20 protein-coding genes are annotated in these 25,656 nt (G+C 58.4%); 7 read left to right on the top strand and 13 right to left on the bottom strand.

Annotation, left to right across the window (positions count from 1 at the left end; translation table 11 throughout):
• Window positions 1–192: 192 nt before the first annotated feature.
• Genes VOI23_RS16445 through VOI23_RS16430 form a run of 4 tightly spaced genes read right to left on the bottom strand, consistent with a single transcriptional unit; the run spans window position 193 to window position 6,313 of the window.
• Window positions 193–1,215, bottom strand: a complete 1,023-nt coding sequence (locus tag VOI23_RS16445) for a GntR family transcriptional regulator (protein WP_323786060.1) — start codon at window positions 1,213–1,215, stop codon at window positions 193–195.
• Complete coding sequence (locus VOI23_RS16440; protein ID WP_323786059.1) at window positions 1,173–2,408, bottom strand: signal peptide prediction; 1,236 nt, start codon at window positions 2,406–2,408, stop codon at window positions 1,173–1,175. The genes VOI23_RS16445 and VOI23_RS16440 overlap by 43 nt, the downstream gene beginning before the upstream one ends.
• A 53-nt stretch (window positions 2,409–2,461) precedes the next feature.
• Window positions 2,462–4,540 carry a hydantoinase/oxoprolinase family protein gene (locus tag VOI23_RS16435; protein ID WP_323786058.1) on the bottom strand — a complete coding sequence of 693 codons (2,079 nt, stop codon included), beginning with the start codon at window positions 4,538–4,540 and terminating at the stop codon, window positions 2,462–2,464.
• 24 nt (window positions 4,541–4,564) lie between these two features.
• Window positions 4,565–6,313 (bottom strand): hydantoinase B/oxoprolinase family protein, encoded by a 1,749-nt coding sequence (locus VOI23_RS16430; RefSeq protein ID WP_323786057.1) that lies wholly within the window; start codon window positions 6,311–6,313, stop codon window positions 4,565–4,567.
• 160 nt (window positions 6,314–6,473) lie between these two features.
• On the opposite strand from VOI23_RS16430, the gene VOI23_RS16425 reads away from it, so the two are divergent.
• Window positions 6,474–7,418 (top strand): AraC family transcriptional regulator, encoded by a 945-nt coding sequence (locus VOI23_RS16425; RefSeq protein WP_323786056.1) that lies wholly within the window; start codon window positions 6,474–6,476, stop codon window positions 7,416–7,418.
• Between the two features lie 25 nt (window positions 7,419–7,443).
• On the opposite strand, the gene VOI23_RS16420 is transcribed toward VOI23_RS16425, so the two are convergent.
• Genes VOI23_RS16420 through VOI23_RS16400 form a run of 5 tightly spaced genes read right to left on the bottom strand, consistent with a single transcriptional unit; the run spans window position 7,444 to window position 11,708 of the window.
• Window positions 7,444–8,415: a biotin-dependent carboxyltransferase family protein gene (locus VOI23_RS16420; RefSeq protein WP_323786055.1), complete on the bottom strand. Its 972-nt coding sequence runs from the start codon at window positions 8,413–8,415 to the stop codon at window positions 7,444–7,446.
• Window positions 8,405–9,280 (bottom strand): allophanate hydrolase subunit 1, encoded by an 876-nt coding sequence (locus VOI23_RS16415; RefSeq protein ID WP_323786053.1) that lies wholly within the window; start codon window positions 9,278–9,280, stop codon window positions 8,405–8,407. Before VOI23_RS16415 ends, VOI23_RS16420 begins: the two co-directional genes overlap by 11 nt.
• A gap of 12 nt (window positions 9,281–9,292) precedes the next feature.
• Window positions 9,293–10,663 (bottom strand): acetyl-CoA carboxylase biotin carboxylase subunit, encoded by a 1,371-nt coding sequence (locus VOI23_RS16410; protein ID WP_323786052.1) that lies wholly within the window; start codon window positions 10,661–10,663, stop codon window positions 9,293–9,295.
• Between the two features lie 3 nt (window positions 10,664–10,666).
• Complete coding sequence (locus tag VOI23_RS16405) at window positions 10,667–10,903, bottom strand: acetyl-CoA carboxylase (RefSeq protein WP_323786051.1); 237 nt, start codon at window positions 10,901–10,903, stop codon at window positions 10,667–10,669.
• 22 nt (window positions 10,904–10,925) lie between these two features.
• A complete protein-coding gene (locus VOI23_RS16400; protein WP_323786050.1) occupies window positions 10,926–11,708 on the bottom strand; it encodes a 5-oxoprolinase subunit PxpA in 783 nt (260 codons plus the stop codon).
• A gap of 134 nt (window positions 11,709–11,842) precedes the next feature.
• Between VOI23_RS16400 and VOI23_RS16395 the strand changes: the two genes are divergently transcribed.
• Both VOI23_RS16395 and VOI23_RS16390 read left to right on the top strand, forming a co-directional pair.
• The gene (locus VOI23_RS16395) at window positions 11,843–12,745 is read left to right on the top strand and encodes a LysR substrate-binding domain-containing protein (RefSeq protein ID WP_323786049.1); all 903 of its coding nucleotides are present in this window, start codon (window positions 11,843–11,845) and stop codon (window positions 12,743–12,745) included.
• 119 nt (window positions 12,746–12,864) lie between these two features.
• Entirely contained in the window at window positions 12,865–13,776 is a 912-nt protein-coding gene (locus VOI23_RS16390; RefSeq protein WP_323786048.1) for an AEC family transporter, read from the top strand.
• Between the two features lie 259 nt (window positions 13,777–14,035).
• On the opposite strand, the gene VOI23_RS18590 is transcribed toward VOI23_RS16390, so the two are convergent.
• Genes VOI23_RS18590 through VOI23_RS16375 form a run of 3 tightly spaced genes read right to left on the bottom strand, consistent with a single transcriptional unit; the run spans window position 14,036 to window position 17,594 of the window.
• Window positions 14,036–14,140, bottom strand: a complete 105-nt coding sequence (locus VOI23_RS18590; protein WP_416376541.1) for a hypothetical protein — start codon at window positions 14,138–14,140, stop codon at window positions 14,036–14,038.
• Window positions 14,141–14,183: 43 nt separating this feature from the next.
• The gene (locus VOI23_RS16380; protein WP_323786047.1) at window positions 14,184–16,484 is read right to left on the bottom strand and encodes a TRAP transporter fused permease subunit; all 2,301 of its coding nucleotides are present in this window, start codon (window positions 16,482–16,484) and stop codon (window positions 14,184–14,186) included.
• A 54-nt stretch (window positions 16,485–16,538) separates the two neighbouring features.
• Window positions 16,539–17,594, bottom strand: coding sequence for a TAXI family TRAP transporter solute-binding subunit (locus VOI23_RS16375; RefSeq protein ID WP_323786045.1), 1,056 nt, complete (start codon window positions 17,592–17,594; stop codon window positions 16,539–16,541).
• 142 nt (window positions 17,595–17,736) lie between these two features.
• Between VOI23_RS16375 and VOI23_RS16370 the strand changes: the two genes are divergently transcribed.
• Window positions 17,737–18,261, top strand: coding sequence for a MarR family winged helix-turn-helix transcriptional regulator (locus tag VOI23_RS16370; protein WP_323786044.1), 525 nt, complete (start codon window positions 17,737–17,739; stop codon window positions 18,259–18,261).
• Complete coding sequence (locus VOI23_RS16365) at window positions 18,258–19,904, top strand: sulfatase-like hydrolase/transferase (RefSeq protein WP_323786043.1); 1,647 nt, start codon at window positions 18,258–18,260, stop codon at window positions 19,902–19,904. Before VOI23_RS16370 ends, VOI23_RS16365 begins: the two co-directional genes overlap by 4 nt.
• Before the next feature lie 580 nt (window positions 19,905–20,484).
• On the opposite strand, the gene VOI23_RS16360 is transcribed toward VOI23_RS16365, so the two are convergent.
• Window positions 20,485–21,375, bottom strand: a complete 891-nt coding sequence (locus VOI23_RS16360; protein WP_323786042.1) for a LysR family transcriptional regulator — start codon at window positions 21,373–21,375, stop codon at window positions 20,485–20,487.
• A 112-nt stretch (window positions 21,376–21,487) separates the two neighbouring features.
• On the opposite strand from VOI23_RS16360, the gene VOI23_RS16355 reads away from it, so the two are divergent.
• Window positions 21,488–23,038 (top strand): proton-conducting transporter membrane subunit, encoded by a 1,551-nt coding sequence (locus VOI23_RS16355; protein ID WP_323786041.1) that lies wholly within the window; start codon window positions 21,488–21,490, stop codon window positions 23,036–23,038.
• A gap of 14 nt (window positions 23,039–23,052) precedes the next feature.
• Window positions 23,053–25,461 carry a DUF2309 domain-containing protein gene (locus tag VOI23_RS16350; RefSeq protein WP_323786039.1) on the top strand — a complete coding sequence of 803 codons (2,409 nt, stop codon included), beginning with the start codon at window positions 23,053–23,055 and terminating at the stop codon, window positions 25,459–25,461.
• The last annotated feature ends 195 nt before the right edge of the window (window positions 25,462–25,656 follow it).

Here is a 25,656-nt window from a genome sequence, read left to right as displayed (position 1 = left end):
AGCCCGTCCCGGTTTTCGCTGTGAGTCACGCTGTCACAAAATGTATAACGTATGAAATAACTAATTGAATTTTGCGGCAAGAGTCATTTTTAGGTATTTTTCGCGTAATAAGGCTACCATAACGAGAAAAATTACCCATTTTCGGTCAAAATCGACAATTTGAAAATGGTTATTGAATTCGTAATCCATTTTTTACACCGAACTCAAGTAGCGAGGCAACGACTCACTTTCGGGGACCAGCGCGACGATCTTGAGCCGCACCAGACTTTTGTGGGACATTTCGCGTAAATGTTCTCTGAGGAACTCTGTCGCGGCCTCGATCTGACGTGCGCCGATCAGGTCGAAAAGCGTGCGATACTGTTCTATTGCGACAGTGTCTGCTGGTAGGCCCAGACCGTTTAGGGCTTTGTCCACTGCCGACAAGAGCAGCCGATTGTTGCCGATGAGTTCGACTAATGCGCTGTTGGGGGCCCGCGATAGGCAGTGGCGCATAAAGGCATCATCCAGAGCTGCAGCGCTTTTCAGTTTGTCCTGATCTATCTGCGCGCGCAGTGTGGTGATCTGTATCGGATCAATGTGATCGGCGGCCAGACGAAGGGCTGCGGGTTCCATAATACCGCGTAGTTCGTATTTCTCGCTAAGGGTTTTGGCCGTCAGCGGTCCGGCGAGCCAGTGTGATGACGCCCCTTTGCGGATCAACCCACGTTCATTCAGTCTGCTTAGAACATCGCGCGCGACCGTGCGGCTTACACCTAGGTAGTCGGCCATCTCTGTCTCGATCACACGAAATTCGCCAAAGATCTGGCAGGCGGCAATTTCCGCCTCGACCTGATCATAGACGCGCAGCCACGTTCCCCGAACGACAAGAGCAGAGCGCGACGCCTCAGGGATTTCGACGTCGAATTCATCTAGCGACCGGCGGATCGGCACACAGGCTTTGTTGGGTGGTCCGACCAGATAGCCGCGCCCGCGGAACCGTTGCACCAAACCTTCGGCGTGCAACATGCGCAGCGATGCCTGAACCGGCGCACGGCTTGTCTGCATCAGCTTGGCGATCGGGCCTTCGATCAGCACCAGCCCTTCAGGCAAGTGCCCTGACGCGATATTGTGCCGCAGGATCTGGCTAATTGTCTCGTAGAGCGGCTCTTGGCCCGATTTTGTGTTCTTTTGGTTCATGGCCGTGCTGGCCCCAAAGTGGCGATAAAGCTGTTCCACGCTCTTGCTGCGTAGTTGTATTCATCCATAACGGTGTTCCACAGGGCGATCCTGCTGACCCGTTCGCGGTAGGCACCGCCGGGTCGCCGTTGTCCGGTTCTGACCACCACTTTGCCATTGGGATCTTTTAGATCGCAGCGTGCCAGATCGCCATCATACCAGTACCCCCATTCTTCGGGGCTTAGATAGTCGCGCACCCGTTCCTGATTGGTCATGTAATGGCCCTGCCGCGCCATGATCGCACCGGCCGGACCCGTCAGCCACCAGTTCAGATACTCATACGCCATATCCAGCTTGGCCCCCGAAAGATGGCGTGCGAGTGAGGCACCGCCGTGCCACGCGCGGTATCCTTCGCGCGGGACACTTTCGCAAAAATCGCCCGCCATGATGCCCAGGTTCCCATAAGATGGCGCCCACATGCTTTGCACAGAAACCCTGTCGGTACGGACCAGCTCTTCTGCCTGATCGGGTGAAATCCAACTGCCGACAAAGAACCCTTGCTGGCGGAGCGTTTCAAGCAAAGCCATCAGGCTGTCTATTTCATCAACAGTCATATTGCCGATGTCTTGAAATGTCAGATCTCCGTTCGCTTCTGCGGCCAGTGCCACGTCGAAGATGCCAATCGCAGGCTCGTCTACCAATGCGATACGCCCGCGTGCACGCCGGTCAAGCAGCCATGCCCAACTGGATCCTTCCGGCCCTTCATCCCCGAAGAGGCGTCGGTCAAAACCAAAGCTGTCAACATTATGGGCGGTTGGCAGCATACTAATCTGTGGCATCGGTTGCTGGTCCAGCATTCCGTCGGGTTGCACATACAGCTTGCGCACAGGGGCGTCGCCGTGACCTTGCCAAGTGTATTTGCTGATTCCCCCCGCCTTGGCCAGATTTCCGATGTTGTCCCATTCTGCAATGCGTTCGGTCGCAATCGGCTGCAAGGCGCCCCAATACCAAACGATATCCAGGTTGTGGAAACATTGCTCGTAGATATCGTAGTTCAGCGGGTCCAAGGCGGCGCGGTGTTGGCATGTCAGAAAATCCAGCACCTCGAATTCAATGTCGAATTGCAAATCTGCGACTGCCAGTTTTCGCACTTCTTCCAACAGGGTGACATTGGTGCCGCGCACCATCAGCTTTCGACGCTTTACACGCGGCGGCGAAGCAATCTTGTGCGCGACATGAAGATCTGTAGGCATGGGCGGATAAGCTCTCCTTTAGACGAGACAAATGCGGCCCCGCACAAACTACGTTAGGCTTGCGCCGTAAGGACGTAAACGCCGCTTTCGTGAAGCGTGGCGTCCCATCCGGGTTCGACGACGATCGTGGTTGTCACCTCTTCGATTACGGCCGGACCGCTAAGGTGGTCGCCTGCGCCCATGGCCGTGCCATCGTAAACCGGTGTCGGTTGCGCTTCGCCTTCAAGTGAGAACACCATGTCCCGGTGCCCTTTCAGCGCGGCCTCGGCCCCTTTGCCAGCTGCGATGGTCCGTCGGGTCGGCTTGGCCACGTGACCGACGATGGTGCTTTCGACATTGACCACCTCGACCGGGTTGTGCGGCTCGTCATAGGTGTAAAGATCCTTGTGACGCTGGTGGAACGCCTGCTTGATCACATCCAGCCCGCCTTCGGTGATGTCGAATGTGTCAATCTCAACCGTGCATTCATGGACTTGCCCGACATAGCGCATATCCAGGCTGCGACTGATCGAAATTTCGTCGGATTTGAAACCGTCACCGGCCAGATCGTCGGTTCCGCGGGTTTCCAGGCCGGTGAACAGATCGTTCAGGCGCGCCGCCGCGCCTTCGGCATCCAGGCGGATCGGGGCAGGGGCCATATAGTTGTATTTCACATCCGACAGGATTTGCCCGTAGGCGCACAGCCCCGAGGCAAGCTTCGAGATCAGCACCTTGTTGATGCCCATTTCCCGTGCAAGTGCCGTGATATGCGCACCGGTCGCACCGCCAGCGCCCATCAGCACGAAATCGCGCGGGTCATAGCCGCGTTCAACCGACACGCGACGGATGGCGTTGACCATATTATTGTTGACGATGGTGAACATGCCGTAGGCGGCTTTTTGTACGCTCAGGCCAAGTTTGTCGGCTAAATTTGTGCGGATAGCCTCGCGGGATTTTTCAACGTCCAAGGGAAGGCGCCCGCCCACAAGGCCGTCACTGTTCAGATAGCCCAGTGCCAGATTGGCATCGGTCGTGGTGGGGCGGTCGCCGCCCTGACCATAGCAGGCCGGACCGGGTTCCGCGCCGGCCGATTGCGGGCCCATCTGCATCAGGCCCATGCTGTCGATCCAGCCAACCGATCCGCCGCCCGCGCCCAGCGTTTCCACCTGAATCATCGGGATGCCGATGCGGTAGCGGAGGAAGTCGATGTTTTTGTTGACGTTCGCCTTGCCGTCACGGGTCAGCGTGATGTCGAAAGAGGTGCCGCCCATGTCACAGGTTATGATATTGCGGTCGCCCCACGGTGCGGCCACGTCCAGCGCCGCTTGCGGGGCCGATGCGGGACCGGAGTTGATGGCATAGACTGACTGGTCCGTTACCACGCGGCCCAGTGCCAGTCCGCCGTTTGATTGGAAATAACGTACAGGGTTTTTCGAACCGAGGTCTTTGAAATACTTGTCCACGGCTTCGACATAGCGTTGCAGGATCGGCGCAAGGTAGGCGTTGACCACCGCAGTCGAGGTCCGCGTGTATTCGCGCACTTGCGGATATAGCTGGGCACCGACTGTCAGCCGGACATCGGGCATCATTTCGCGCACGATTTCAGCGGCGCGGTTTTCATGTTCGGGATGCAGGACCGACCAAACAAACGAAACGGCGACGGATTCCACTCCTTCGGCGATGAAATATTCGCAGGCGGCGCGCACGTCCGCCTCGTTCATCGGGGTATGGACCGTGCCGTTGGACACAACACGTTCGGCCACGCCGCGCCGCAAGTGGCGCGGGACGAGCATGGTGGCGGGTGGGTATTCGGGGTCGTAACGGTGGCCGTCCTCTTTGTGGCCCAGACGGATTTCGATCGAATCCTCGTGCCCCTTGGTGCAGATCAGGCCGGTTTTGGCCCCGTTATGGGTGATCAGCGCGTTCAGGCCAACGGTTGTGCCGTTGATGCACAGGTCGGAATTCGACACGATATCTTCGGCTGAAACGCCGGTTTCTTCGGTGATCAGCGCCAGCCCGTTGCGGATTGCGCGGGTCGGGTCGTTCGGGGTCGACAACACTTTGAACAACTGTACATCGCCGCTGCGGTTAGCCAGTACGAAATCGGTGAAGGTGCCGCCAGCATCAATGCCAAGCCTGTATTCGGTTTTCATGGTTTAGTCCTTTTCTTTGACGGCTCAGACGGCGCGCAGTTTTTCGGTGGCGGCGGTATCGACGGTCAGGCTCTCGCGGTCAGCGATCACCACGCCATAGTCCAGGCGTGCGCCTTCAAGCGAAACAAGGCCATTGCGTACGTCTTCGACCACGTTTTCCACGTCGCGCTCGAACGGGTTGCCAAAGCCACCCCCGCCGGGGTTCTTGTTGGCGGCGCGTTCGCCGGGGTTGATGGTTTCGATCACGTTGTCGGTGATGACCTCGGTTCCCCCATTGCGGGTGATTTCCAGCCGCCCGACCTTTTTGTCGACCATGGTGGATTGCGCACCGCCCGCGCCCATGGCGGGGATACGGCGGCCTTCGCCAAAGGTGATCAGCGTCATCGGCTCGTCCAGCGGTTCCACCTCCCAGCAGGTGCCGGACCCGCCACGGAACCGGCCCGCGCCGCCGCTGTCTTCCATCAGGGCGTATTGATGGATGATAATCGGATAGCTGTGTTCCAGCATTTCGATGTCGCCCGAAGTCAGCGCACCAAAGCAGCATTCCGGCCCGCAGGCGTGCCATCCGTCCTGACTGTTGGTGGCCCCCGCACCTGAAATGATCGAGGCCAGGACCATGGTCACATATTCTTCGTCATGGCGTTTGTCCCAACCGGCGATGTTGCAGCCGTTGGCATGACCCCAGCTTGCCGATACTTTCGCAGGAGCGGCCTTTTCAAACGCCAGACGCACGGCATCGGTCAGCGTTTCCATCGGGGTGGTGGTACAGTTCATGTGCGGGGCCGGGGATTTCGCGTTACACAGCGTGCCCTTTGGCCCCATGTTCACTGTCACATTCCGGTACAGCCCCTCGTTATAGGGCGGCGGAAGCTGGGCGAACATCATCAGGCCCAGATAGACGCCGGAATAGGAATTACCCTCGTAAGAGTTGATGAAATACGGGATCTGCGGCGGGCTTTCGATTTCGATATGGCAGCTTTCGCCCTTGATCGTCACATGCGCGGTGATGTCGAAATCGCCAAAGCCGTGGCCGGCATCCTCCAGCACTGCAGTGCCCGAATAGAGCCCGTCCGGCACCTCCGCGATCAGGCTGTTCATATGGGTGTTGGCCATGCGCAGCAGTTCTTCGATGCAGTCCTGCACGGTTTGTTTGCCGTATTTGTCCATCAGGCCGATCAGCGCGCGCGCACCGACCTGACAGGCACCGATCAGGGCGTTAAAGTCACCCTCCTGGTCGCGGCGGGCGCGCATGTTGGTCAGCAGCATGTTCAGGATGTCGTGGCGCGGTACGCCCTTGTCCCAGATCTTGATCGGCGGAATGCGCAGGCCTTCGGCATAGATTTCCTTGGCTTCGGGGTTGTAGCCCGCAGGCACCGGCCCGCCGATGTCAGTCAAATGCCCTTTGCAGACGGTCCAGAACACCAGTTCGCCTTCGTAGAAGACGGGATAGTACATGCAGGTGTCGATGATGTGGCTGCCTGCATAATCCGGATCGTTGTGAAGGATCAGGTCGCCCTCGTTGATCTCGCCCTCAAAGAAGCCAGCGACCGCCTTCATCGCGGGGATGAGCGAGCCAAGGTGGATCGGAATGTCCTGCCCTTGCAACACCATTTCGGGCGTATGGTTGAACAGTGCCGTTGAATAGTCGTGTGCAAGGTTGAAGACCGATGAGCGCGCGGTCTTTTCCAGTGTCAGCGTCATTTCCCGCTGCGTCGTCTCTAGCATACCTCGCACCACGGACAAAGTGATCGGATCCACGTTCGATTGCGCCATATCGCATCTCCTTTACAATTTTTACGATGTTTGCGCAGCGAAAGGGCACTGTCTTGTCACTGGGTGCAGGATCGTTTGACGCTGGGTGCACAGTTGAAAAATTGATTTTGTGGAAACCCCGTCTGGTGCTTTAATGCCCTGCAATGGAAAGGACGGAAGCATGACACCGCTATCGACACATGGCGTATCCAGCGATGATCGTTCCGCTAGGTGGAGCGAGATCATCTCGCAGACCTATTTCCCGTTGCAGCTTGATTTCCGTGACCCTGCCGCTTTCAAGGGGCGGTTAAGCCACCGGGCCTTTGGCGATGTTTCGCTGTCGCGGCTGACCTCTGATCCAGTCAGTTATACCCGCCACGGTCGGCAGATCCGTGAAGACCAGGCAGAGGATTACCTGATCACCATCCCGCTGCGCAGCCCGGTCGAGTTTCGCCAGCTGGGGCGTGATGTGCGCTGTGATCCGGGCGGGTTCATCATTGAACGCGGGGACGAGCCTTACCGATTTCGCTATGAGCATCCGAACGACCTGTTCGTTCTGAAGATTTCTCAGGCGGAATTGGGCACGCGGGTCAGAAGACCCGACAGGTTGTGCGCGCGGGTGTTCGATGCCACGAACGGCACCGCGCGGCTGTTTTCGTCCATGGTGGCATTGGCGCAAGATACGGACGGATCTGTCGCGTCCTCGGCGCAAGACGCGCTTGGCCGTCAGCTATTGATGTTTCTTTCTATGGCCGTGGACAACGGTGATGCGGATGCAGCAGAAAATGTAAGCGCGGTACGGGCCGCGCATCTGGCACGCATAGACCGTTTCATTCGCAATAACATCAAAGCTGCCGATCTATCACCGGAAATGATTGCGGCGCGTTGTGGAATTTCGAAACGTTATCTGCACGATCTATTCCGGTCGGCAAATATGACAGTGGCGCAGCAGGTACGTGATTACCGTTTGACGGCGGCGCATGATGAGCTTGCCTGCGCAGGACAAGAATCGTTATCTGCCATTGCCTACCGCTTTGGCTTTGCCGATCAGGCGCAGTTTTCACGTTTGTTCAAAGCGAAATTCGGGATCACGCCGTCGGCGTTCAGGTCGGACGCCCGCAATTGATGCGGACGCCCTTAGGTGCATGGGATTAGCCCAGATGCGCGCGCACGTCCGATAGCATTTTCTTGCGTTCGGCCCGAGCGGCCAAGGCTTCAGCCATATCAACTTTGCGGAACTTGACTGGTGTGTGTGGCTGCAATTGCCCGATCAGGTCCATATCGGCGGAAATGATCGCACCAAGTGTGAAATAACCGCCACCCGAGACCGCATCGCGGTGCAGAATGATGGGCTCCAAACCGCCTGGCACTTGGATCGATCCATAGGAATAGCAGCCATCGACGATATTCGACGGATCGGCGCCCGCGCCAAACGGTTGTTCGCGGTCGACGAATTCCAGCGGCTTACCCCCCTTGAAGCGGTATCCCATCCGGTCCGCCTCAAGCGCGACCGCCCAATCATCGTTGAAGAACCCCTCTTGCGCTGCGGGCGTCAGGCGGTGCCAGTACAGGCCGGGCAGCACCCGAAGTTCGGCAGGGTTGTCCGGCATCCGGCGCAGTTGTTCGGGAACGCTCAGGCCCGGTTCGATCATCTCGACATCGCCCAGCGGGATCACGTCGCCCGCCTGAATGTTGCGCCCGTCTACGCCGCCAAGTGCACCAATCGGGTAGGTCGACCGGCTGCCAAGGGCAGGTGGCGTGTCGATCCCGCCGCTGATCGCGATATAGGCGCGCGCTCCGGATTTGAGAAAATCGAAGCTCAGCGTCTGGCCTGCCTTCACCTCGAACGCGGTCCAACCGTCGCGCGCTTCGCCGTCGACTTTTGCAGGCAGATCGGCACCTGTGACAGCGACCAGTGCGTCGGATTCAAATTCGATGGTCGGCCCCATGAACACCACTTCGAAACCGGCAGCCCCTTCAGGGTTTCCAACCAACATATTGGCCACGCGCAGTGCGAAACGGTCCATTGCGCCGCCGATCGGAATACCAAGGTGGAAATAGCCGGGGCGGCCCAAATCCTGGATGGAAGTCGACAGGCCGGGTTGAATGATCTTAAGCGACATCGAGAGCCTCCATCAGTTTGGCGTTGGTGCCTTTCATATCGGTGTTGAACGCATCAAGGTCGAAATCCACCTCGGCAATGCGCGGCATATAGGTATCGGCCTCGACCTCGGCCAGAATGCGGTCATATTCGGCGCGATCAATCGGTTTCCATTTCACGATGTCACCGGGTTTGAAGAACACCATGAAATCTTTCAGGTAGCTTTGCTTTTGTTCGGGGTCGAAAATCGGCATCGGTGTAATGCCGAACATCTGATAGCCACCGGCACCGCGCACGGAATAGATGCAGGAAAAACAGCCGCCGTAACCCACCGTCTGTTTCGGCGTGTCGGTGCGCGGGCGCAAGTATTTGGGCACCTGCAACTGCTTTTCGCGCTCCACCAGTTGATAGAGAAACGGCAAACCGGCCACGAAACCCACCATCGACACGAACCATGGCTGCGAATGGTGTGCTTCGATGAATGCTTCGGCACTGTCGAATCCATTGATCCGTGCGGCATAGTCCAGATCGGTGCCTGACGGGTCCTGATGGCGTTCGCGGAACCGCATCAGCGTTTCATGGGTCCACGGGTCCTGATAATAGACCGGAATTTCGATGATCCGCGTGTGCAGGCGTTTGTCCGCGTCCTCTGCCAGATGTTCCAGTTCCTTGATCCGGTTCATCATGGCCTCGGGGGCAATGACATCTGGGTCGAACCGCACCTGGAACGAGGCATTGGCCGGGCAGATTTCCGTGACGCCCTCGATCTTAGCATCGCGCACTGCGTTGCTCATCGAGAGGGATTTGAAAAACGCATCAAGCGACATCTCATCGTCCATCTCGACATAGATATGTTCGTCGCCGCCATAGCTGTAACGAGTCTTCATGATTGCCTCCTGTTATGAGGGAGTGGGAGTGAGGTTGCCCGCCGCCAGCCACGGTTCGAGCCATTGCGTGTGAAAGTCATCCGCGCGCACGGCGGGGTCGCGGGCCAAGGCCAGATGAAGGGGTTTGGTGGTTTTGATCCCTTCGATTTCCAACCCTTCTAACGCACTGATCATCAGGTCAATTGCGGCGTCCCGGTCGGCTCCATGCACAATCAGCTTGCCCAGAAGCGAGTCATAGAATGGCGGAATCTGGTAATCTTCGTATAGAAAATGGTCGAACCGGATGCCCGGCCCTTCGGGGATGCGCATGGCTGCGATCTGACCGGGGAAGGGCATGAATTGCATGGTCGGGTCTTCGGCGTTCAGGCGCACTTCGATGGCGTGGCCGGTGCGGGTGATCTGATCCTGGGTGCTGCCGAGTTTTTCACCGCCCGCGACACGGATCATCTCTTGTACCAGATCGGCACCAGTCAGCATTTCCGTCACCGGATGTTCGACCTGAATGCGGGTGTTCATCTCGATGAAAAAGAACTCTTTGGTGACGCTGTCATAAAGATATTCCAGTGTGCCTGCGCCGACGTAGTTGACCGATTTCGCCAGCGCCACGGCAGTTTCGCACAGCTTGGCGCGGGTCGCATCGTCCAGACAGGCAGCGCCTGCTTCTTCCCAGACCTTTTGCCGACGCCGTTGCATGGAACATTCGCGCTCGAAGTAATGCACAGCGTCAGTGCCGTCGCCCATGATCTGCACTTCGATGTGGCGCGGCGATTGGATCGCGCGTTCCAGATACAGACCGCCATCGCCAAACGAGGCCTTGGCTTCGGCTTGCGCTTGCGGTGCCATTTTGCGCAGCTCTTCTTCGGTCTGGGCAATCCGGATGCCCTTGCCGCCGCCGCCTGCAGCCGCCTTGATCATCACCGGATAGCCGATGTCCGCGGCAACACTGGCGGCCTCATCTACCGTTTCCAACCGGCCTTTTGATCCCGGCACCACCGGGACACCTGCCGCTTCGGCTGCCTGTCGTGCTGCAACCTTGTCGCCAAGCCGGTCAATGGTGTCTGCGGAAGGGCCGACAAAACCAATGCCAGCGGCATCTAGCGCCCTTACGAAATCGGCGTTTTCGGCCAGAAAGCCATAGCCTGGGTGAACCGCATCGGCATCCGATGCCTTGGCCGCAGCAACGACTGCATCAATATCCAGATAGGATCGCGCGGCTTGCGCCGGGCCGATGTATATGGCCTCGTCCGCAAGACGCACCGCGAGCATATCCTCGTCCGCCTCGGAATAGGCCTGGATCGTGTGGATGCCCATGGCCTTTGCCGCGCGAATGATCCGCACTGCGATCTCGCCCCGATTGGCAATGAACAGGCGTTTGATCGGCACGGCTCAACCCTCCACGTCGGCGATCGGCTGACCTGCGGTCACCGGGGTTTCGTTCTCGCATAGGTATCCCTTGAAGGTGCCTGATGCTTCGGCCTTTACCTCGATAAAAGTTTTCATCACCTCGATCAGCCCGATGACATCGCCAGTGGCGACGGCGTCACCTTCGGTCTTGTAGGCCGGCTCTTCGGGCGCGGATTGAGTGTAAAACGTGCCCGGAATCGGGGAAAGAACCTGTGCCATTTTGAATCTCCTGATGATGTGGTTAGGTGCGCATTTTTGCGATTTCGGCAGCTGCCGCGATGCGGATGCCCGCATCCTGAAGCCCGGCCCGAATGGCCTGCCCCATGGCGAGCGCGCCAGGGGTGTCAGAGTGAAAACAGATGGATTCGAATTCGATCTCCAGTTCGTCACCCTCGACTGTGGTAACCTTGCCGGTTTTGCAGGCCTTGACGCATTTTTCGGCGATCTGTGCCGGGTCGGGTCGCCCGACCTTGCGGGCAAACACGATGGAGCCCGAATTGTCATAGTCGCGATCCGCATAGAATTCGCGGATGACCGGATGGCCAACACGTTTCGCTGCCGCATAAGTCTTGGATATGCCCATGCAGAACAGCAGCGCGTCAGGGCTGGTCACTTGCAAGGTATCGACCAGCATCTGTGACAGGTCCTCATTAACCGCGGCTTCCATGTAAAGTGCGCCATGCAGTTTCACATGCTGCAAAGCCGAGCCATGGCGCCGCCCGAATTCACGGATTGCGCCGATCTGGTAAAGGATGTCATTGATCAGTTCGGCGGCGTCCGTTTTGATATAGCGCCGCCCGAACCCCTGCAGGTCGGCATAGCCGGGGTGCGCGCCTAGGCCGACGCCATGGATCTGGGCCAGTTTGACCACCCGATTCATCGAATTTGGGTCGCCCGCGTGAAAGCCCGCTGCGATATTCGCTGAACTGATGATCTGCATGATCTCTTCGTCCGGAGCGTCACCCAGTACCCACTGGCCAAAGCCTTCGCCCATATCGCAATTCAGATCGACTGCTTCTTTCATGCCGATGCCCTCTCCTTGTTGGTTGACTAATAATTCGTGCATCCAAGCGAAATTGAAATTTGTTTTTTTTGCTGACGCATTATTGGTAAATCAGATAATGTTGCTTTGAGTAGCAACGAAGTGTAAAAAAATCTATGAATTTCAAGCATTTGAAATATTTTGTGGCGACGGCGGAAACTGGACAGGTCAGCCGCGCAGCCCAACTTTTGTCGATTTCCCAGTCGTCTGTCACCAGTTCTGTGCGCGATCTTGAGGCAGAACTTGGCGTAACTTTGTTCACACGACGTGCGCAGGGGATGGAACTGACCACCGCAGGGCGCGAGTTTTTGCACGCAGCGCGCGACATTCTGGAAAAACTGGATGCGGCGCAGCAAATCAATCGCGGCAATTCAGACATCACCGGCACCATCACCATTGCCGCAACCTATACGGTGATCGGATATTTTTTGCCCTATCATCTGGGACGTTTGGCCCAGCTATATCCGGGCATTGATATCAGAATCGTCGAGTTGAACCGGCAAAGCATCGAAGAACAGCTTTTGGCCACTCAGATCGACATGGCCGTGGCCTTGACCTCGAATATCCACCGTCCCGAACTGGAAACGGTGACGCTGCTGAAATCACCCCGCCGGTTGTGGGTGCCTGCAGGCCATGCCTTTTGCAAGGGGGGCGAGGTGTCGCTGGCCCGCATTGCGCAAGAGCCGTACGTGATGCTGACCGTCGATGAGGCGGCGCATTCTAGCATGAAATACTGGAACAGCCACAACGCGCGGCCAAACATCAAGCTGCGCACATCGTCGGTCGAGGCGGTACGCTCGCTTGTGGCGAATGGACAGGGGATCACGATCTTGTCAGATATGGTGTACCGGCCTTGGTCGCTAGAGGGGAGGAGGATCGAAACGGTGCCGACAGATGTCGAAATCCCGTCGATGGATGTGGGGCTGGCGTTTAGTCGAGCGAAACGGACTACCCCGACTATCGAGGCGATAAAAGCCTACTTTGTAAGGGCTTTCCTGTCGCCGAAGCCCCAGTTTTAAATCCGGGTGCCTTGTGTCTGTGTTTGGCAAGGAGTTAGAACTTTGCACATGCTCAATTGTCTTTTGTTCGGCCAGTTTGAGGCCAAAGCCCCATAGAAAGCACCACATTGATTGCTGGATTGATCCTGATTGCCCCCTTCTTCCTGTACATTTTGGCGGGGGTGTTGGCGCAGGTGCTGTTGCGCCATGACGCAGTGCAACAGCGTTGGCTGGACGCGTTTATCTATTATGTCGCTTTGCCCGCGCTGTTGTTTCAGTCGGTGCGCATGGTGCCGCCGAATGCCTCTAGCCTGTTCGGATTCTTGCTAATCACCACGGCTCTTACGGGTGCCATGTTCGCAACCGGCTGGCTGATTGGCCGCACCAACAAGACCGGGGACAGCCCTGCGGTTTTTGGACTTGCGGCAAGTTATTCCAACATCGGCTACATGGGGCCGGCGCTGACCGTTGCTGTTTTGGGGCCGGAGGCGGGTGCGCCTGCCGCGTTTATCTTTTGTGCCGATGTTTTGCTGATTTTTACCGTGTGGCCATTGGTAATTGGTGCCTCAGGGCACGGGCCAGCGCGGCTGATGGCTGCTGCACGCAAAGTCGCCACCCATCCGTTCATTCTGGCCACGCTTTTGGCGCTACTGTTCGCGCAAAGCGGTTTGACCCTGCCCGAGGTGTTGGACAAACCGTTGACCGGATTTCAGAATTCGGCCGCGCCGACGGCTTTGTTTTCGCTAGGGCTCACGCTTGCACGTCACCGCGATGGGGCGTTGGATGCACGGTTGGGGGCCTGTCTCGCCGTTAAGTTGATCTGCCATCCAATTGCGGTTGTTCTAGCCTTTGCATGGGTGTCGTGGGTCGATCCGGTTTGGATCGCCACGGCCATCATAATGGGGGCGCTGCCGCCTGCCGCAAACGTCTATGTGATGGCCAGGGCAGAAGGGCTCAGCGTTCCACTGTCGGCGCGTGCGGTTCTATACGGCACGGCAATTTCCGCGCTGACGCTGCCGGTTTTCATTTATCTGCTCTCATTTGTTGGGTAGGAAATGGCTTGGTTTTGTCATGTTATTAACGCGCCCCGGTTGCGCGCATAGCCATCTCTCATGATTAGCCAAGTCTCACAGCCTTGCCTAAAAAACTTCCGCTTCCCTCGGTCCATGATTTTCTATGCCGTCTATGTGTATCATCGGTTTCGCCTGAGTGAGGTGCCCCTCGTTTCCTAGACACCTGCCTTGTTCAGCTTCGATCGCATAGCGGGTATCAAGCTATGCGGTGCTCGGTGCTGTTTTCGAAAACGGTCTGTCAGTTGGGCCCGAGGTTTGGAACGCAGCCGGTGACCTTTGGCTCGCTAACCGTACCGCCGATGATCGGGATGATCCGGCGATGACCAGCCCGTCCGGGCCCCAATTCACGGATCGAACCAAGGGTTGCGTCGAGGTGGAAGGCGAATTCAAGCTTCGGCAGGTTTATCTTGCTTTTGCGAAAGGATGATGTGCAGGCCGATCAGCGCGAACCCGGCGAGGATGCCAAACCACATCACTGGTGCGGTCTTCCACATGATAAGGACAGCAAGAACAAGCCGGCAGGCAATCTCCCAAGAGCGCACCGGCCCGCGATCAAACCGCGCCAGCGCCGAGGCCATAAGGTAAAGCGCCAGGATTAGACGGGCCGACAGCAAGCCGAGTGCGACAAGATCGACTTCGCCACTATAGCCATCGATCAGCACCTTGGCGCCGGAATCGCTGGTGATTGTGACTGCCTCCGGGATCAGCAAGAGCTCTGGGTACCAGGCAAAGATGAAAGGGATCGTGAACATGACGATGCCCACCCGCACGGCGGCGATGCCGGTCCGCATTGGCTCACCCCCGGTGATCGTGGCGGCGGCAAAGGCGGCAACGGCAACAGGGGGGGTAATCGCCGAGGCGACGGCGAAGTAGAAAACGAACATATGCGCAGTGAAGAAACTGACTCCGAGGTTGGCCAGCAGCGGCCCCAGCAACAGAGCGACGTTCACATAGGCCGGAACCGTCGGCATCCCCATACCAAGCAAGATCGCGCAGAACATCGCGCAGGTCAACGCCAGCATCAGGTAGACCCCGCCGACGATTTGTACCTCCATGCCGAAAATCCGCACCACCTGTGCCTGTTCCAGCCAAGAGGTCACCGCGCGGGTCAACTCCCCCGTCAGCCCGCTTTCGTTTAAGAATGCGGAAATGATGGACACGGCGAAAAGCAACAGGAAAAGGCGTGAAATCAGCAGCCCGCCATCCGCAAGTGAAGCGAGTATCTTGGACGGTTTGGCGCGGGTTTCCGGATCAAGTATCAGCAGCGGCAGCAAGATCACGACCGCCCACCACCCGGCAGACACCGCATCGCCCGTGGAATTGGTAATCGTGCGCACCACAGTATCGGGCAGGATGGCCGCAACCAGTCCGCCGCCAATCGCATCCTTGCTGCCCAAAAGCAGGAACAGGATGGTCAAAATCGGCACCATGATGATGAGCAGGTTCAACCAGTCTTGCCGGTTCATAACCAGATCCGCAGGGATTTCCCGCATCGCTTCGACCCGTTCACGACGGGCTTGAAACATCACCGCGAGAAAGATTGAAAAGAAAAAGAACAGCGCCGGCAGGAAGGCTGCGGTGATCACTTTGGTGTAGGGCACAGCGGTCAACGCCACAAGTACGAAAGCCGCGACCCCCATGACCGGCGGCATGATTTGCCCGCCCGAGGATGCTGCAGCCTCGACCCCGCCCGCGAAGTCCCGCGAGAAGCCGTTGCGCCGCATCATCGGGATCGTCAGCCGCCCGGTCGAAAGCACATTTGTGACCGGACCGCCAGTGATGGTGCCGAACATCGCCGATGAGACGATGGCCGCGTGGGCAGGCCCACCGCGCAAATTGCGCGTGGTCCGCACCGCAAGCTTGATCAATGAGGTGCCTCCCGCCGAGGTTCCGAAAAGTGCGCCGAGGACCACATATGGAAAGACCTGATTCACGACGATATCCATGAACCGGCCCATGAACCCGTCTGGTGTGACAAAGATGTTTGTGGCTTTCTGGATCGCCGCGGCCGTTACGTCGCCGTTGTCGGCCCCCAGTTTGGTCAGCAGGAAATTGTTGTCCGACAGATCGAAAATCCAGATCAACGCCGTGCCAATCGTATACAGCACCACGACACTGGCCACCGCCACCAGCGGCAGGCCCCAGACGCGAATGTTATAGAGGAAGAAAAGCGTGATGATGGTGAAAAGCAGCGGAATGATCCAGATCCCGAAACGGGCCTGACAGGCGGGCACTTCGGCCTCGAATGATATCCCCGGAATGACCCCTGCCGACCTTTCCGCCGCGTCTTGGATAAGACGCGCCCTCTCGCCGGTGATCTGGTCGATCAGGCAGATAGAATCGATTTCGACAAGATAGCCGAAGGCAGCAAGAAACGCGGCGAGCACCAGCCCCACATCCAGCAGAAGCCCCAGCCAGGCAAGATGCGGCTTGTTGATCCGCCAAGCCCGATAGACGCTGGCATCCAGCGCCACGATTATCATCATCAGAAAGAAAACTGGGGGATAGAAATACTCGGGCGGGAAGTTCGATACCCGAAAAAACGGCCGACCGGTGATGTGGCGTGTCCAGTCCTGCAGGCCCGGAATTTCTGGCATGGTGTTCAGCATACCAACAAAGACCAGCACCAAGGCCAGAGCGATGGCGATGCGCCGACCAAGTGGCTGAAGGGGTGTTTGTGTGTTCATGGCGCTTCGCTTCCCTTGGAGAGGCCGTAGGACCGACCTCTCCGTTTTCAAACGTTATGGACGCAGGCAGTCCGCAACAGTATGGCCAGCTTCTTCGAAGGCGCGGATCGCTCCTTCGTGCATCTTGATCTGCACCGCCCCACAGGCACCCTGCGAGACACCGTCGATATCGCTAAAGCTCAGCATGGCGAAGGGCCCACGCGGGGAGCCTTCGAGAAAGCGCTGTTGGCCTTCGAGATATGCCTTGGTGATCTGAAAGGCGAGTTCCTCATCCATGGACGCATTCACGATCTGGCCAAAGGCAGTAGCGAAACTGTCAAAGGTGTCGTCATCAGTCACGATGGTGATGTCATTGCCGGCATAAGCCGCACGGAAATCTTCAACCGGAAGTGAGTAGGGCGCATGTCCCGGGGCTGCAAGGATTTGCTGGCCAAGTTCGCTGGCCAGCAGATCCGATGGCACATCGTGAATCGTGATCCCGCCTGCTGCCGCGATAGCGATTTCGCGGCCTGACGGCAGACCCTCGGGAATAGTCCAGGCATCTGCCCCGCCACCGGTGATCGCCGAGACCGTATCAGGCCAAGGCGTCTGGATGCCTTCATAATCTTCGCCGTCCTTTGCGCCGGACAGCAGCTGCACCATGGCCCGACCCGAGGTCAGTGCCGCACCGCGTGGCGGGCCGTTCCAGATGCGCAACCCGTCCAGAGACCGGATATCCGCGACGGGATTGTTATTGTAGTAACCGAAAATCTGGGCCGAGCCCGAGTTCCAGAAGATCACCCGCAGGTTTGCCGCAAGTTCGGCGCCGTTTTCGGCCCCGACACCACTATAGGGCCCGATGCCCCGTGACAGAAGAAACGGTAGGATCAGCGGCGCAGGGGCCATGTCCAGCCGCCCCTCGGCAACTGCTTGTACAGAGTTGGTCAGGGTCGCCCCTTCTGTAATCTGCATGGTGGCAACGCCAGCGCTATCTAGAATGGCGGCCAATGTCGTGTCGATGTAATGCGGCGTCGAACCCGGCGTCGTGGTTTCGGCGGTCAAGTTCGCCTGAGCGGATGCCGCCAAAGGTGCGAGTGCGATTGCCGCACCAAAAATTGCTGCCTTAATCATGATATTCTCCCCTAATCCCGCGCCTTCCTCCAAAGACACGCAGGCCCAATTCATCAGAGCCCGACTCAAGGCTTGCAGAATTTATATGACTTGTCACGTAATTTTTTTTTCTATAATTATAGCGGGCATGAAAGGACTGCATATGACTGAAAAGCCGAAGATCGACATTGAGCAGATTCGCGCACGGATGGAACGCGAGGGTTTGAACATCTTTGCGCGCCTGCCCGCGGTCTACGCCGCATCTCGTACGCAAAGCCGGAATTTCCTAAAGATCGGCGGAGGTTTGTCAGTCGTGGAGTGGCGGACGCTCTGGGACTTGGCGGAAGCCGGACCTCTGACCATCCGCGACCTTGCCGCGATCCAGCGTGCCGACCATTCCCTACTGAGTCGCGCCCTGCCAGACATGCGCGAAAAAGGCTATGTCACGATGCACCGCGACACGCGCGACGCCCGGCAAACCATTGTCGCACTGACCGCAAAGGGCCGCGCTGCCTACGACAAGGCAGCCCCCGTCATGGCCAGCCGCCGTGCTGCACTGAAAGATGTCTTTTCCGAAGAGGAGATACGCATTTTCGTAGGGTTCGTTGACCGGCTGGAAGAGTTTCTCAGAATCCCGGCGGACCAAATCGCAGCGGACCATATTGCAACGAAGGATACCGTGAAATGACCAAACGCCCTAATGTTCTGTGGATCATGGCCGACCAGCTGCGCTTCGATTACCTCAGCTGCTACGGCCATCCACATTTGCACACCCCCAATATCGACGCGCTGGCAGCCCGGGGCGTGCGCTTCACCAATACCTATGTGCAATCCCCTGTGTGCGGCCCGTCGCGGATGTCGGCCTATACAGGGCGTTACGTTCGCAGCCACGGCTCGACCTGGAACGGGATGCCACTGCGTGTAGGCGAACCGACCCTGGGCGACCACCTGCGCGAGGTGGGCGCACGCGCCGTGCTTGTGGGCAAGACACACATGACGGCAGACGCCGAAGGTATGGCGTGGCTCGGCATCGACCCCGAAAGTGAAATCGGTGCGCGTGTCTCCGAATGTGGCTTTGAACCGTTTGAGCGTGACGACGGCCTGCACCCTGACAGCCAGCGGCAGAACTGGTCTGCCTATGACGACTACCTCGTTGCGCATGGCTATTCATCAGACAACCCGTGGGAAGATTTTGCTAATTCCGGGGTCGGCCCAGATGGCGACCTTCTCTCTGCTTGGCTGCTCAAGAATTCCCGCCTGCCTGCGAATGTTCCCGAAGAGCATTCCGAAACCGCCTATATGACGGACCGCGCGATTGCTTTCATGCAAGAAGCCAAGGCGGATGGACGGCCATGGATGTGCCACCTGAGCTACATCAAGCCGCACTGGCCCTATATCGTCCCTGCGCCCTACCATGACATGTATGACGAGAGCCATATTGTACCTCCGATCCGCTCTGCGGCGGAACACACCAGCGACCACCCGTTGATGCAGGCCTACCTCAAGGCGCGGGTCTGCCAAAGCTTCGCCCGAGACGAAGTGCGCGAACACGTCGTCCCTGCCTATATGGGCCTGATCAAGCAACTCGACGACAATCTCGGTCGGTTGTTCGCATGGATGGATGAAGCTGGTCTGAGCGAAAATACGATCATCGCCTTCACCTCCGATCATGGGGACTACATGGGCGATCACTGGATGGGTGATAAAGATTTCTACCACGAGATGGCGGTCAAGGTACCGCTTATCATTGCCGATCCACGGGCCGAGGCCGATACCAGCCGCGGTCTTGTCTCTGACGCGCTGGTCGAGATGATCGACCTTGCCCCCACCTTCATGAACGCGCTTGGCTGCGAGGCCAAGCCGCATGTGATCGAAGGTCGCGACCTGACGCCGATCCTGCACGGAACAGATGGGTTTTCGCGCCGCTACGCCATCAGCCAGCACGACTATCACTGGTCTGACATGGCGCGCACCTTGGACCAACCACAAGAAGATGCGCATACAACAATGATTTTCGATGGGCGGTGGAAATATATCCGCTGCGAGGGTTTCCGGCCGGTTCTGTTCGATCTGCAAACCGATCCACATGAATTAACCGATCTGGGAGCCTCGCAAGCCGAAGGCCACCGAAGCGTCCGCACCCAGATGGAGGCCGCCCTGCTGGATTGGGCGACCCGCCATCATACGCGGATCACCGCAACCCCGGCTGTGCTCGCGCGGCAAAAGAAGGCTGCCGAAGGAGGCATCCTGATCGGCTTCTGGGATGAGGTTGAATACAAGCGTGCAACCGGCATAGAATTTGACAGCCTGACACCGATTGGACGCGATTAGATCACTTCATCGCCGTGGTTAACTCGCTGCGAACACCACCGAGTTGGGCGTCGCCCCGAACCAAGAAACCACAACCTGAGGGCCGCGCGGGCGGAGTGCGTAGATTTTAGAAGGCTTCCGTTGTCGCCAACATTTTCTCGCGTTCTGCGCTCAGGTTTCGGATCTTTCTGTTCACCTTGGTTTACCCCGTCCGAGCTCTCCCTTGAAAATCGGACACTGACGTAAGCTACGCTTCGTTGTCTGCTCATCTTCGACGAGAAGGAGATCACAGATATCGAAGCGGAAGCAGCATGCGCCTGAGTTCAAGGCGAAGGTGGCGTTTGAGGCGCTGAAGCGTGGGCAGACGGTGGCCGAGCTGGCGCTCCGGTTCGGGGTTCAAACGACATTTCTAGAGGTCGATCGTGACCTGCGCCAAGAGGCGTCTCAACCCAAAGGGGTCGGGTTTTGGCTGGGTGAAAGGGTCGTAGCAGGTCATCGGCAATCTTGTCGGCAAAGCCAACACGAGAGAATTGCTGCGTCGCAGCAAGGTGAGCTACCGTTGGCTACTCAGCAACCTGCGGATTACACGCATGTTTGCATTTCAAGATAAAAATGCGGACTCGGCACTCCGTTCGAGAAGTTCCTGGACCAAGGGATTTGGGAACCGGCGGCGCAGCGTGATGGCGAAAAAGGTTTCCTTGATCCGGGGGTGATCCTTGGCTTCGGTGAGCCGACCGGAGTTCAATTCATCTTTCACGACGATCGGTGCGACAAGCGCAAGCCCGATATCCTCTCGTGCCAAAAGGCGTATCATGGCCATGTCGTCCACCTCGGCGGCGATTTGCGGGCGCACGGATAAACGGCTGGCCATCGCGTCGAAAGCGGTGCGCACGCTGCTTTCGGTCGTGGGTAGAATAAAGGGCTGATCGAGGAGAAGTTCCCTGATCGGACGATCCGGATCGAGCCGCTCGGGAGTACCAACAATGCTGACGTCCTGCTCCCCGATCTGATGCGTTTCGTACGGTGTCAGGCTATCGTCTGGTGGCGGGCGGTTCATGAGCACGAGGTCGAGATTGAGCGTTCCCAATCCTTCAAGCAATTCAGTCGGGCTACCCGAGCGCAGGATCACCTCAACATCAATGCGTGAGAGAATCGGTCTCAGAAATCCGATCTGGAAGTTGCGCGACAGGGTTGCGAGCGCGCCCACGCGTAGCGCCCTGCGGTTTTGAACGCTACCCGTCAGAGTGGCGACAAGTTCCTGTCCTGCCGAGAAAATCGCATCCGCGTGGTCCAGCGCAATACGTCCGGCCTCGGTCAGATGAAGCTGCCGCCCGCGCCGTTCGAAAAGTGCATGGCCAAGACGTTCTTCCAATTGCTTAATCTGAACCGACAGGGCCGACTGTGACAGGTTCAAACGCTGTGCCGTACGCGTCAGGTTCCCGTCATGCGCAACGGCCCAAAAATATCGGAGATGATGATAATTCAGCGGCATATCATTCGATTTATTAGAACGAAAACTCAAAAACAATGAATTTTTACTGGAAGAAGTTCTGTCCTAATCGGTTTCCCAAGGTTTTTGGCCGCGAAAAAAAAGGAACCCGATCATGGCTTATCTCTTTTTGCCCCTTGTCAGCCCGCTCGTCTTGCTGGTGGCGGCGTTTTATGCGGCGCGGCATCCAGGGAGACGTCCCGGACTGGTGCCGAAGTTGACCGAGGCGGCCGCATTCGCCGCCTTCGCGACCACGGTAGTTGTTGCAACGCTCCTTGAGGTCAAAGGCCCCGGCACCTCGGCGCTGATCGGCCTGTTTGGCGTCGGCCTGTCCGTGCGGCTCGACGCAGTGAGCGCGGTGATGCTGGTTCTGGTCAGCTTCATCGGCTGGATCGTTCTGCGCTATTCGAAGACCTACATGGATGGAGAGGCCCGGCAGGGGGCATTCACAAGCTGGATGTCCGCGACGCTGGCTGCGGTTCTATTCCTTGTGATGTCTGGTAATTTGCTTCAGCTTTTCGTGGCCTGGACGCTCACAAGCCTGTCGTTGAACCGGCTGCTGCTGTTTTACCCCGAACGTGCGACGGCTCAGCGGGCGGCCCACAAGAAAGCCATAGTCGCGCGGCTGAGCGAAGGCGCACTGGCCGGCGCGGTCATCCTGCTGATCGCTGAAACAGGCACCACCGACATCGAAACGATCCTTGCGTCAGTCGAAGCCAACTGGCTGACGATGGCGGCGGCGTTGCTGATTGCCATGTCGGCGGCGCTGGCATCGGCACAATTCCCGGTGCATGGCTGGTTGACCGAGGTGATGGAGGCCCCAACGCCGGTATCCGCCCTGCTGCATGCGGGGGTTATCAATGCGGGCGGGTTCCTCTTGATCCGGTTCGCGGATGTGATGCTCCTGGCTCCGGGGGTCATGGCGCTTCTTGTCATGCTCGGTGGTTTCACGGCGCTGTTCGGTGGTTTGGTGATGCTGACACAGCCAGCGGTCAAGACGTCGCTGGCATGGTCGACCATCGCGCAGATGGCTTTCATGGTCATGCAATGCGGTCTGGCGCTTTTCCCGCTGGCCTTGCTGCATATCGTGGCGCACTCGCTGTACAAGGCGCACGCGTTCCTCAGTTCCGGTGAGGCCGTGCGCAATGTCGCGGCGATCCGCCGCCCCGGACCGATTGCAGTGCCGAGTGCGCGTAACGTCTTGCAGGCCTTCGCTGCAGCCATCGTAATCTACGGTCTTGTCGGCATCATTCTGGGGTTTGATGAAAAATCTATTCAGGCCATTGCCTTGGGCGTGATCCTTATCTTTGGTGTTGCCTACCTGCTAGCGCAGGGTTTTGCCGATGCGGCGCCGCGTGAGTTGATGCAGCGCACTGCAATCTATGCGCTGGTGACCTCGGTGAGCTATTTCGCGCTTCAGGTCGTTGCGCTGTCTCTCACAGATGGCAGCCTGCCTCCGACCCCGGCCCCGGGTCCCTTGGAGTGGGCCCTTATCATCCTCGCTCTTGTCAGCTTTGGCTGTGTAGCCGTGGCTCAGGCGACATTCCCGCTTTGGGCGTCGCACCCTGCAGCGGCAGGACTCCGCGTTCACCTGACTAACGGCCTCTATGCCAATGCTATCTTCGACAAGCTTCTGGACGGCTGGTCCAGGCGCCCAGCAGCCTGAAAGGAACAAACCTCATGTTTGCAAAACTTGAATCCTACCCCGCCGCCCTGTTGGAACTTGTCGCCGAGGCCAACAATGCTGCTAGGGCAATCCCGCCGCTGTTCCCGCTTTCCGCGAATGTCGCGGTGAATCCGTTTCTTGGTCAGGCCGGCGAGCCGCTCGCGGTCACCGCTGCGCGTCTGGCGCGGGTTGGCGGTGTCCGGATTACACCTTCGCGCGCGCATTGGGCAAGGAAACTGGACGCAGGTGAAATCGCTGAAACGGACCTTTTGGATGCGTTGTCCGCGATTGATGGGCGTTTCACTGCGCCGAGTCTGCAGGACATCAAAGCCGCGTTGGAAGACGAGGCAGCCGCGCCCAATGCCATTCCCACCGTGGCTGAGCTGGCGGCAGACGTGTCAGGCATTGACTGGCCGGCGCTGATCGAGGATCGCATCGGCGCATGGGCCGCCGGTCATTTTGACCAAGGTCAGGCTCTCTGGCAGCAGGTCAACACCGGCGGCGCCTTCAACGCATGGCGGGATTTCGCGTCGCGCGATCTGACGCCCGAGATCCAAGGCCTGAAGGGCTTTTGTTCGTTTGTGTCCAAAACCAACCGGTCGCATTGGCGTGCGATAGGCCGCGCGTCGGAAAAGCTCGGAGTGACCACCGGCGCCGCGCCGACAGCGTTCCACCGTTGGCTGATGACGCTGGGCGGATGGGCGCAATATGGGCGTTACCTTTTGTGGCAGGCAGAACTGGACGGCGAACAGGAAAGTACAGTGACCGAGCTTCTGGCAGTCCGGATGGTGTTCGACCAAGCGCTGTTTAACCTCTATGAAGACCAGATTTCGGCGCGTTGGTCGGAAGCTGTTGCGGCCCACCAGACCCCTGTCACACCGACAGGGGACATTGTCATCGACGCGGTGCTACAGGACGCGGCAGAAAGGGCTGAGCAGCGTGTTCTGGCCGACAGGTTGCTGCGGGCCACACCACGAACGGTCCGGGGCCGTCCGGATGTACAGGCGGTCTTCTGTATCGACGTTCGGTCAGAAGTCTTCCGCCGCGCCCTGGAATCTCAGGATGAAAACATCGAAACCATCGGTTTTGCCGGTTTCTTCGGGTTGGCGAGCGCGCACAAGGCCGCTGGCTCAGATGTGATCGAACGGCGCGGCCCGGTGCTCTTGAACCCCGGCGTGACAACACAGGCGGCCGAACCCGAGAAGACAAATCTCGATCGCAGGTATGCCGCGCGGGCCAAGCGGGCCTGGGGGCGGTTCAAGCTGGCTGCGGTCTCGTCTTTCGCCTTTGTCGAGGCGACAGGGCCGCTTTACGCCGGGAAACTGGTGCGGGATGCGCTGGGGTTGGGCGGGGTGGCCAAGGTCGATCCTGCTCCGCAGCTGGACCAGAAAATCGACCTGCAAACGCGTGTTGGAATGGCAAACTCAGTGCTGACGGCCATGTCGCTTACAGACAATTTTGCGCGGATCGTCATGCTGACCGGTCACGGTGCCGATGTGGTCAACAACCCGCACGAAAGCGCGCTGCACTGTGGTGCATGCGGCGGCTATACGGGGGATGTGAACGCCCGGCTTCTGGCGGGTTTGCTGAACGATCCCGAGGTGCAGCTTGGGTTGCGTAAAGAAGGGACCGAAATCCCCGCTGACACCGTTTTCCTTCCCGCAATGCACCACACGACGACGGACAGCGTCACACTCTATGAATACGATCTGCCTCAGGGCGATTCGACTGCCGGGCTTGCGCAACTGAAAGAGTGGCTGGCCACAGCAGGGAAACTCGCCCGTGCAGAACGTGCGAAACGCCTGCCGCGTGCGACCGGCGCGGGGACAATCCAGCAGCGGGCACGCGACTGGGCGGAAACGAGGCCTGAATGGGGGTTGGCAGGGTGCCGCGCCTTTGTCGCGGCGCCGCGCTACCGTACCGGCGGCGCGAACCTGTCGGGCCAGGCGTTCCTGCACAATTATGACTGGAAACGCGATGAGGGGTTCGGTGTTCTCGAGTTGATCATGACAGCCCCGGTGGTCGTCGCAAGCTGGATCAGCCTGCAGTATTATGGTTCGACCGTGGCCCCGGCCCTGTTCGGTGGTGGCAACAAGCTGCTGCACAACGTAGTGGGCGGCATCGGAGTCCTGGAGGGCAACAACGGCGCTCCACGCCCAGGTTTGCCGTGGCAATCCGTCCACGACGGAAACGGGCTCCAACATGATCCGCTGCGCTTGTCCGTGATCATCGAAGCCCCGCGCGAGGCGATGTCCGAGATCCTCGCGCGGCATCCCGGTATACGTGAGCTGTTCGATAACGGTTGGCTGCACCTGATCGCCATGGATGACAAAGGCGCGCTGGCCTGGCGCTATAGCGGGGACCTGAAATGGACCCCATTCAGAGGGCAGCCTGATGTCGCTTGCGCAATAGCGGCGGAATAGTCGGTCTTTGCGCCCGTGCGGGTATGACATAGGGACTACACCATTCTGCTTGAAGCAGAATGGTGTAGTCCCAGTTTTGCTGCATATCAGTGTTTCAATCAGTCTGCGACGCTACCTAAAAGCGTCAGGCCAGTGCGACGGGCCTCTCTGCACGTGGATAGTGCAGCTTTCGGCCGTCTCCGCGAGATCAACACG

Origin of the sequence: Thalassovita sp. (genome assembly GCF_034670005.1) — a bacterium.
Lineage (GTDB): Bacteria > Pseudomonadota > Alphaproteobacteria > Rhodobacterales > Rhodobacteraceae > Thalassobius.
The sequence above is the reverse complement of the archived record's forward strand: the minus strand, read 5'-3'. Positions and strand labels throughout refer to the sequence as shown.

Excerpts from the sequence above, each read along its gene's own strand:
- VOI23_RS16440 (WP_323786059.1), bottom strand. The coding sequence starts at position 2,408 with ATGCCTACAGATCTTCATGTCGCGCACAAGATTGCTTCGCCGCCGCGT.
- VOI23_RS16435 (WP_323786058.1), bottom strand. The coding sequence starts at position 4,540 with ATGAAAACCGAATACAGGCTTGGCATTGATGCTGGCGGCACCTTCACC.
- VOI23_RS16430 (WP_323786057.1), bottom strand. The coding sequence starts at position 6,313 with ATGGCGCAATCGAACGTGGATCCGATCACTTTGTCCGTGGTGCGAGGT.
- VOI23_RS16425 (WP_323786056.1), top strand. The coding sequence starts at position 6,474 with ATGACACCGCTATCGACACATGGCGTATCCAGCGATGATCGTTCCGCT.
- VOI23_RS16420 (WP_323786055.1), bottom strand. The coding sequence starts at position 8,415 with ATGTCGCTTAAGATCATTCAACCCGGCCTGTCGACTTCCATCCAGGAT.
- VOI23_RS16415 (WP_323786053.1), bottom strand. The coding sequence starts at position 9,280 with ATGAAGACTCGTTACAGCTATGGCGGCGACGAACATATCTATGTCGAG.
- VOI23_RS16405 (WP_323786051.1), bottom strand. The coding sequence starts at position 10,903 with ATGGCACAGGTTCTTTCCCCGATTCCGGGCACGTTTTACACTCAATCC.
- VOI23_RS16400 (WP_323786050.1), bottom strand. The coding sequence starts at position 11,708 with ATGAAAGAAGCAGTCGATCTGAATTGCGATATGGGCGAAGGCTTTGGC.
- VOI23_RS16395 (WP_323786049.1), top strand. The coding sequence starts at position 11,843 with ATGAATTTCAAGCATTTGAAATATTTTGTGGCGACGGCGGAAACTGGA.
- VOI23_RS16380 (WP_323786047.1), bottom strand. The coding sequence starts at position 16,484 with ATGAACACACAAACACCCCTTCAGCCACTTGGTCGGCGCATCGCCATC.
- VOI23_RS16375 (WP_323786045.1), bottom strand. The coding sequence starts at position 17,594 with ATGATTAAGGCAGCAATTTTTGGTGCGGCAATCGCACTCGCACCTTTG.
- VOI23_RS16370 (WP_323786044.1), top strand. The coding sequence starts at position 17,737 with ATGACTGAAAAGCCGAAGATCGACATTGAGCAGATTCGCGCACGGATG.
- VOI23_RS16365 (WP_323786043.1), top strand. The coding sequence starts at position 18,258 with ATGACCAAACGCCCTAATGTTCTGTGGATCATGGCCGACCAGCTGCGC.
- VOI23_RS16360 (WP_323786042.1), bottom strand. The coding sequence starts at position 21,375 with ATGCCGCTGAATTATCATCATCTCCGATATTTTTGGGCCGTTGCGCAT.
- VOI23_RS16355 (WP_323786041.1), top strand. The coding sequence starts at position 21,488 with ATGGCTTATCTCTTTTTGCCCCTTGTCAGCCCGCTCGTCTTGCTGGTG.
- VOI23_RS16350 (WP_323786039.1), top strand. The coding sequence starts at position 23,053 with ATGTTTGCAAAACTTGAATCCTACCCCGCCGCCCTGTTGGAACTTGTC.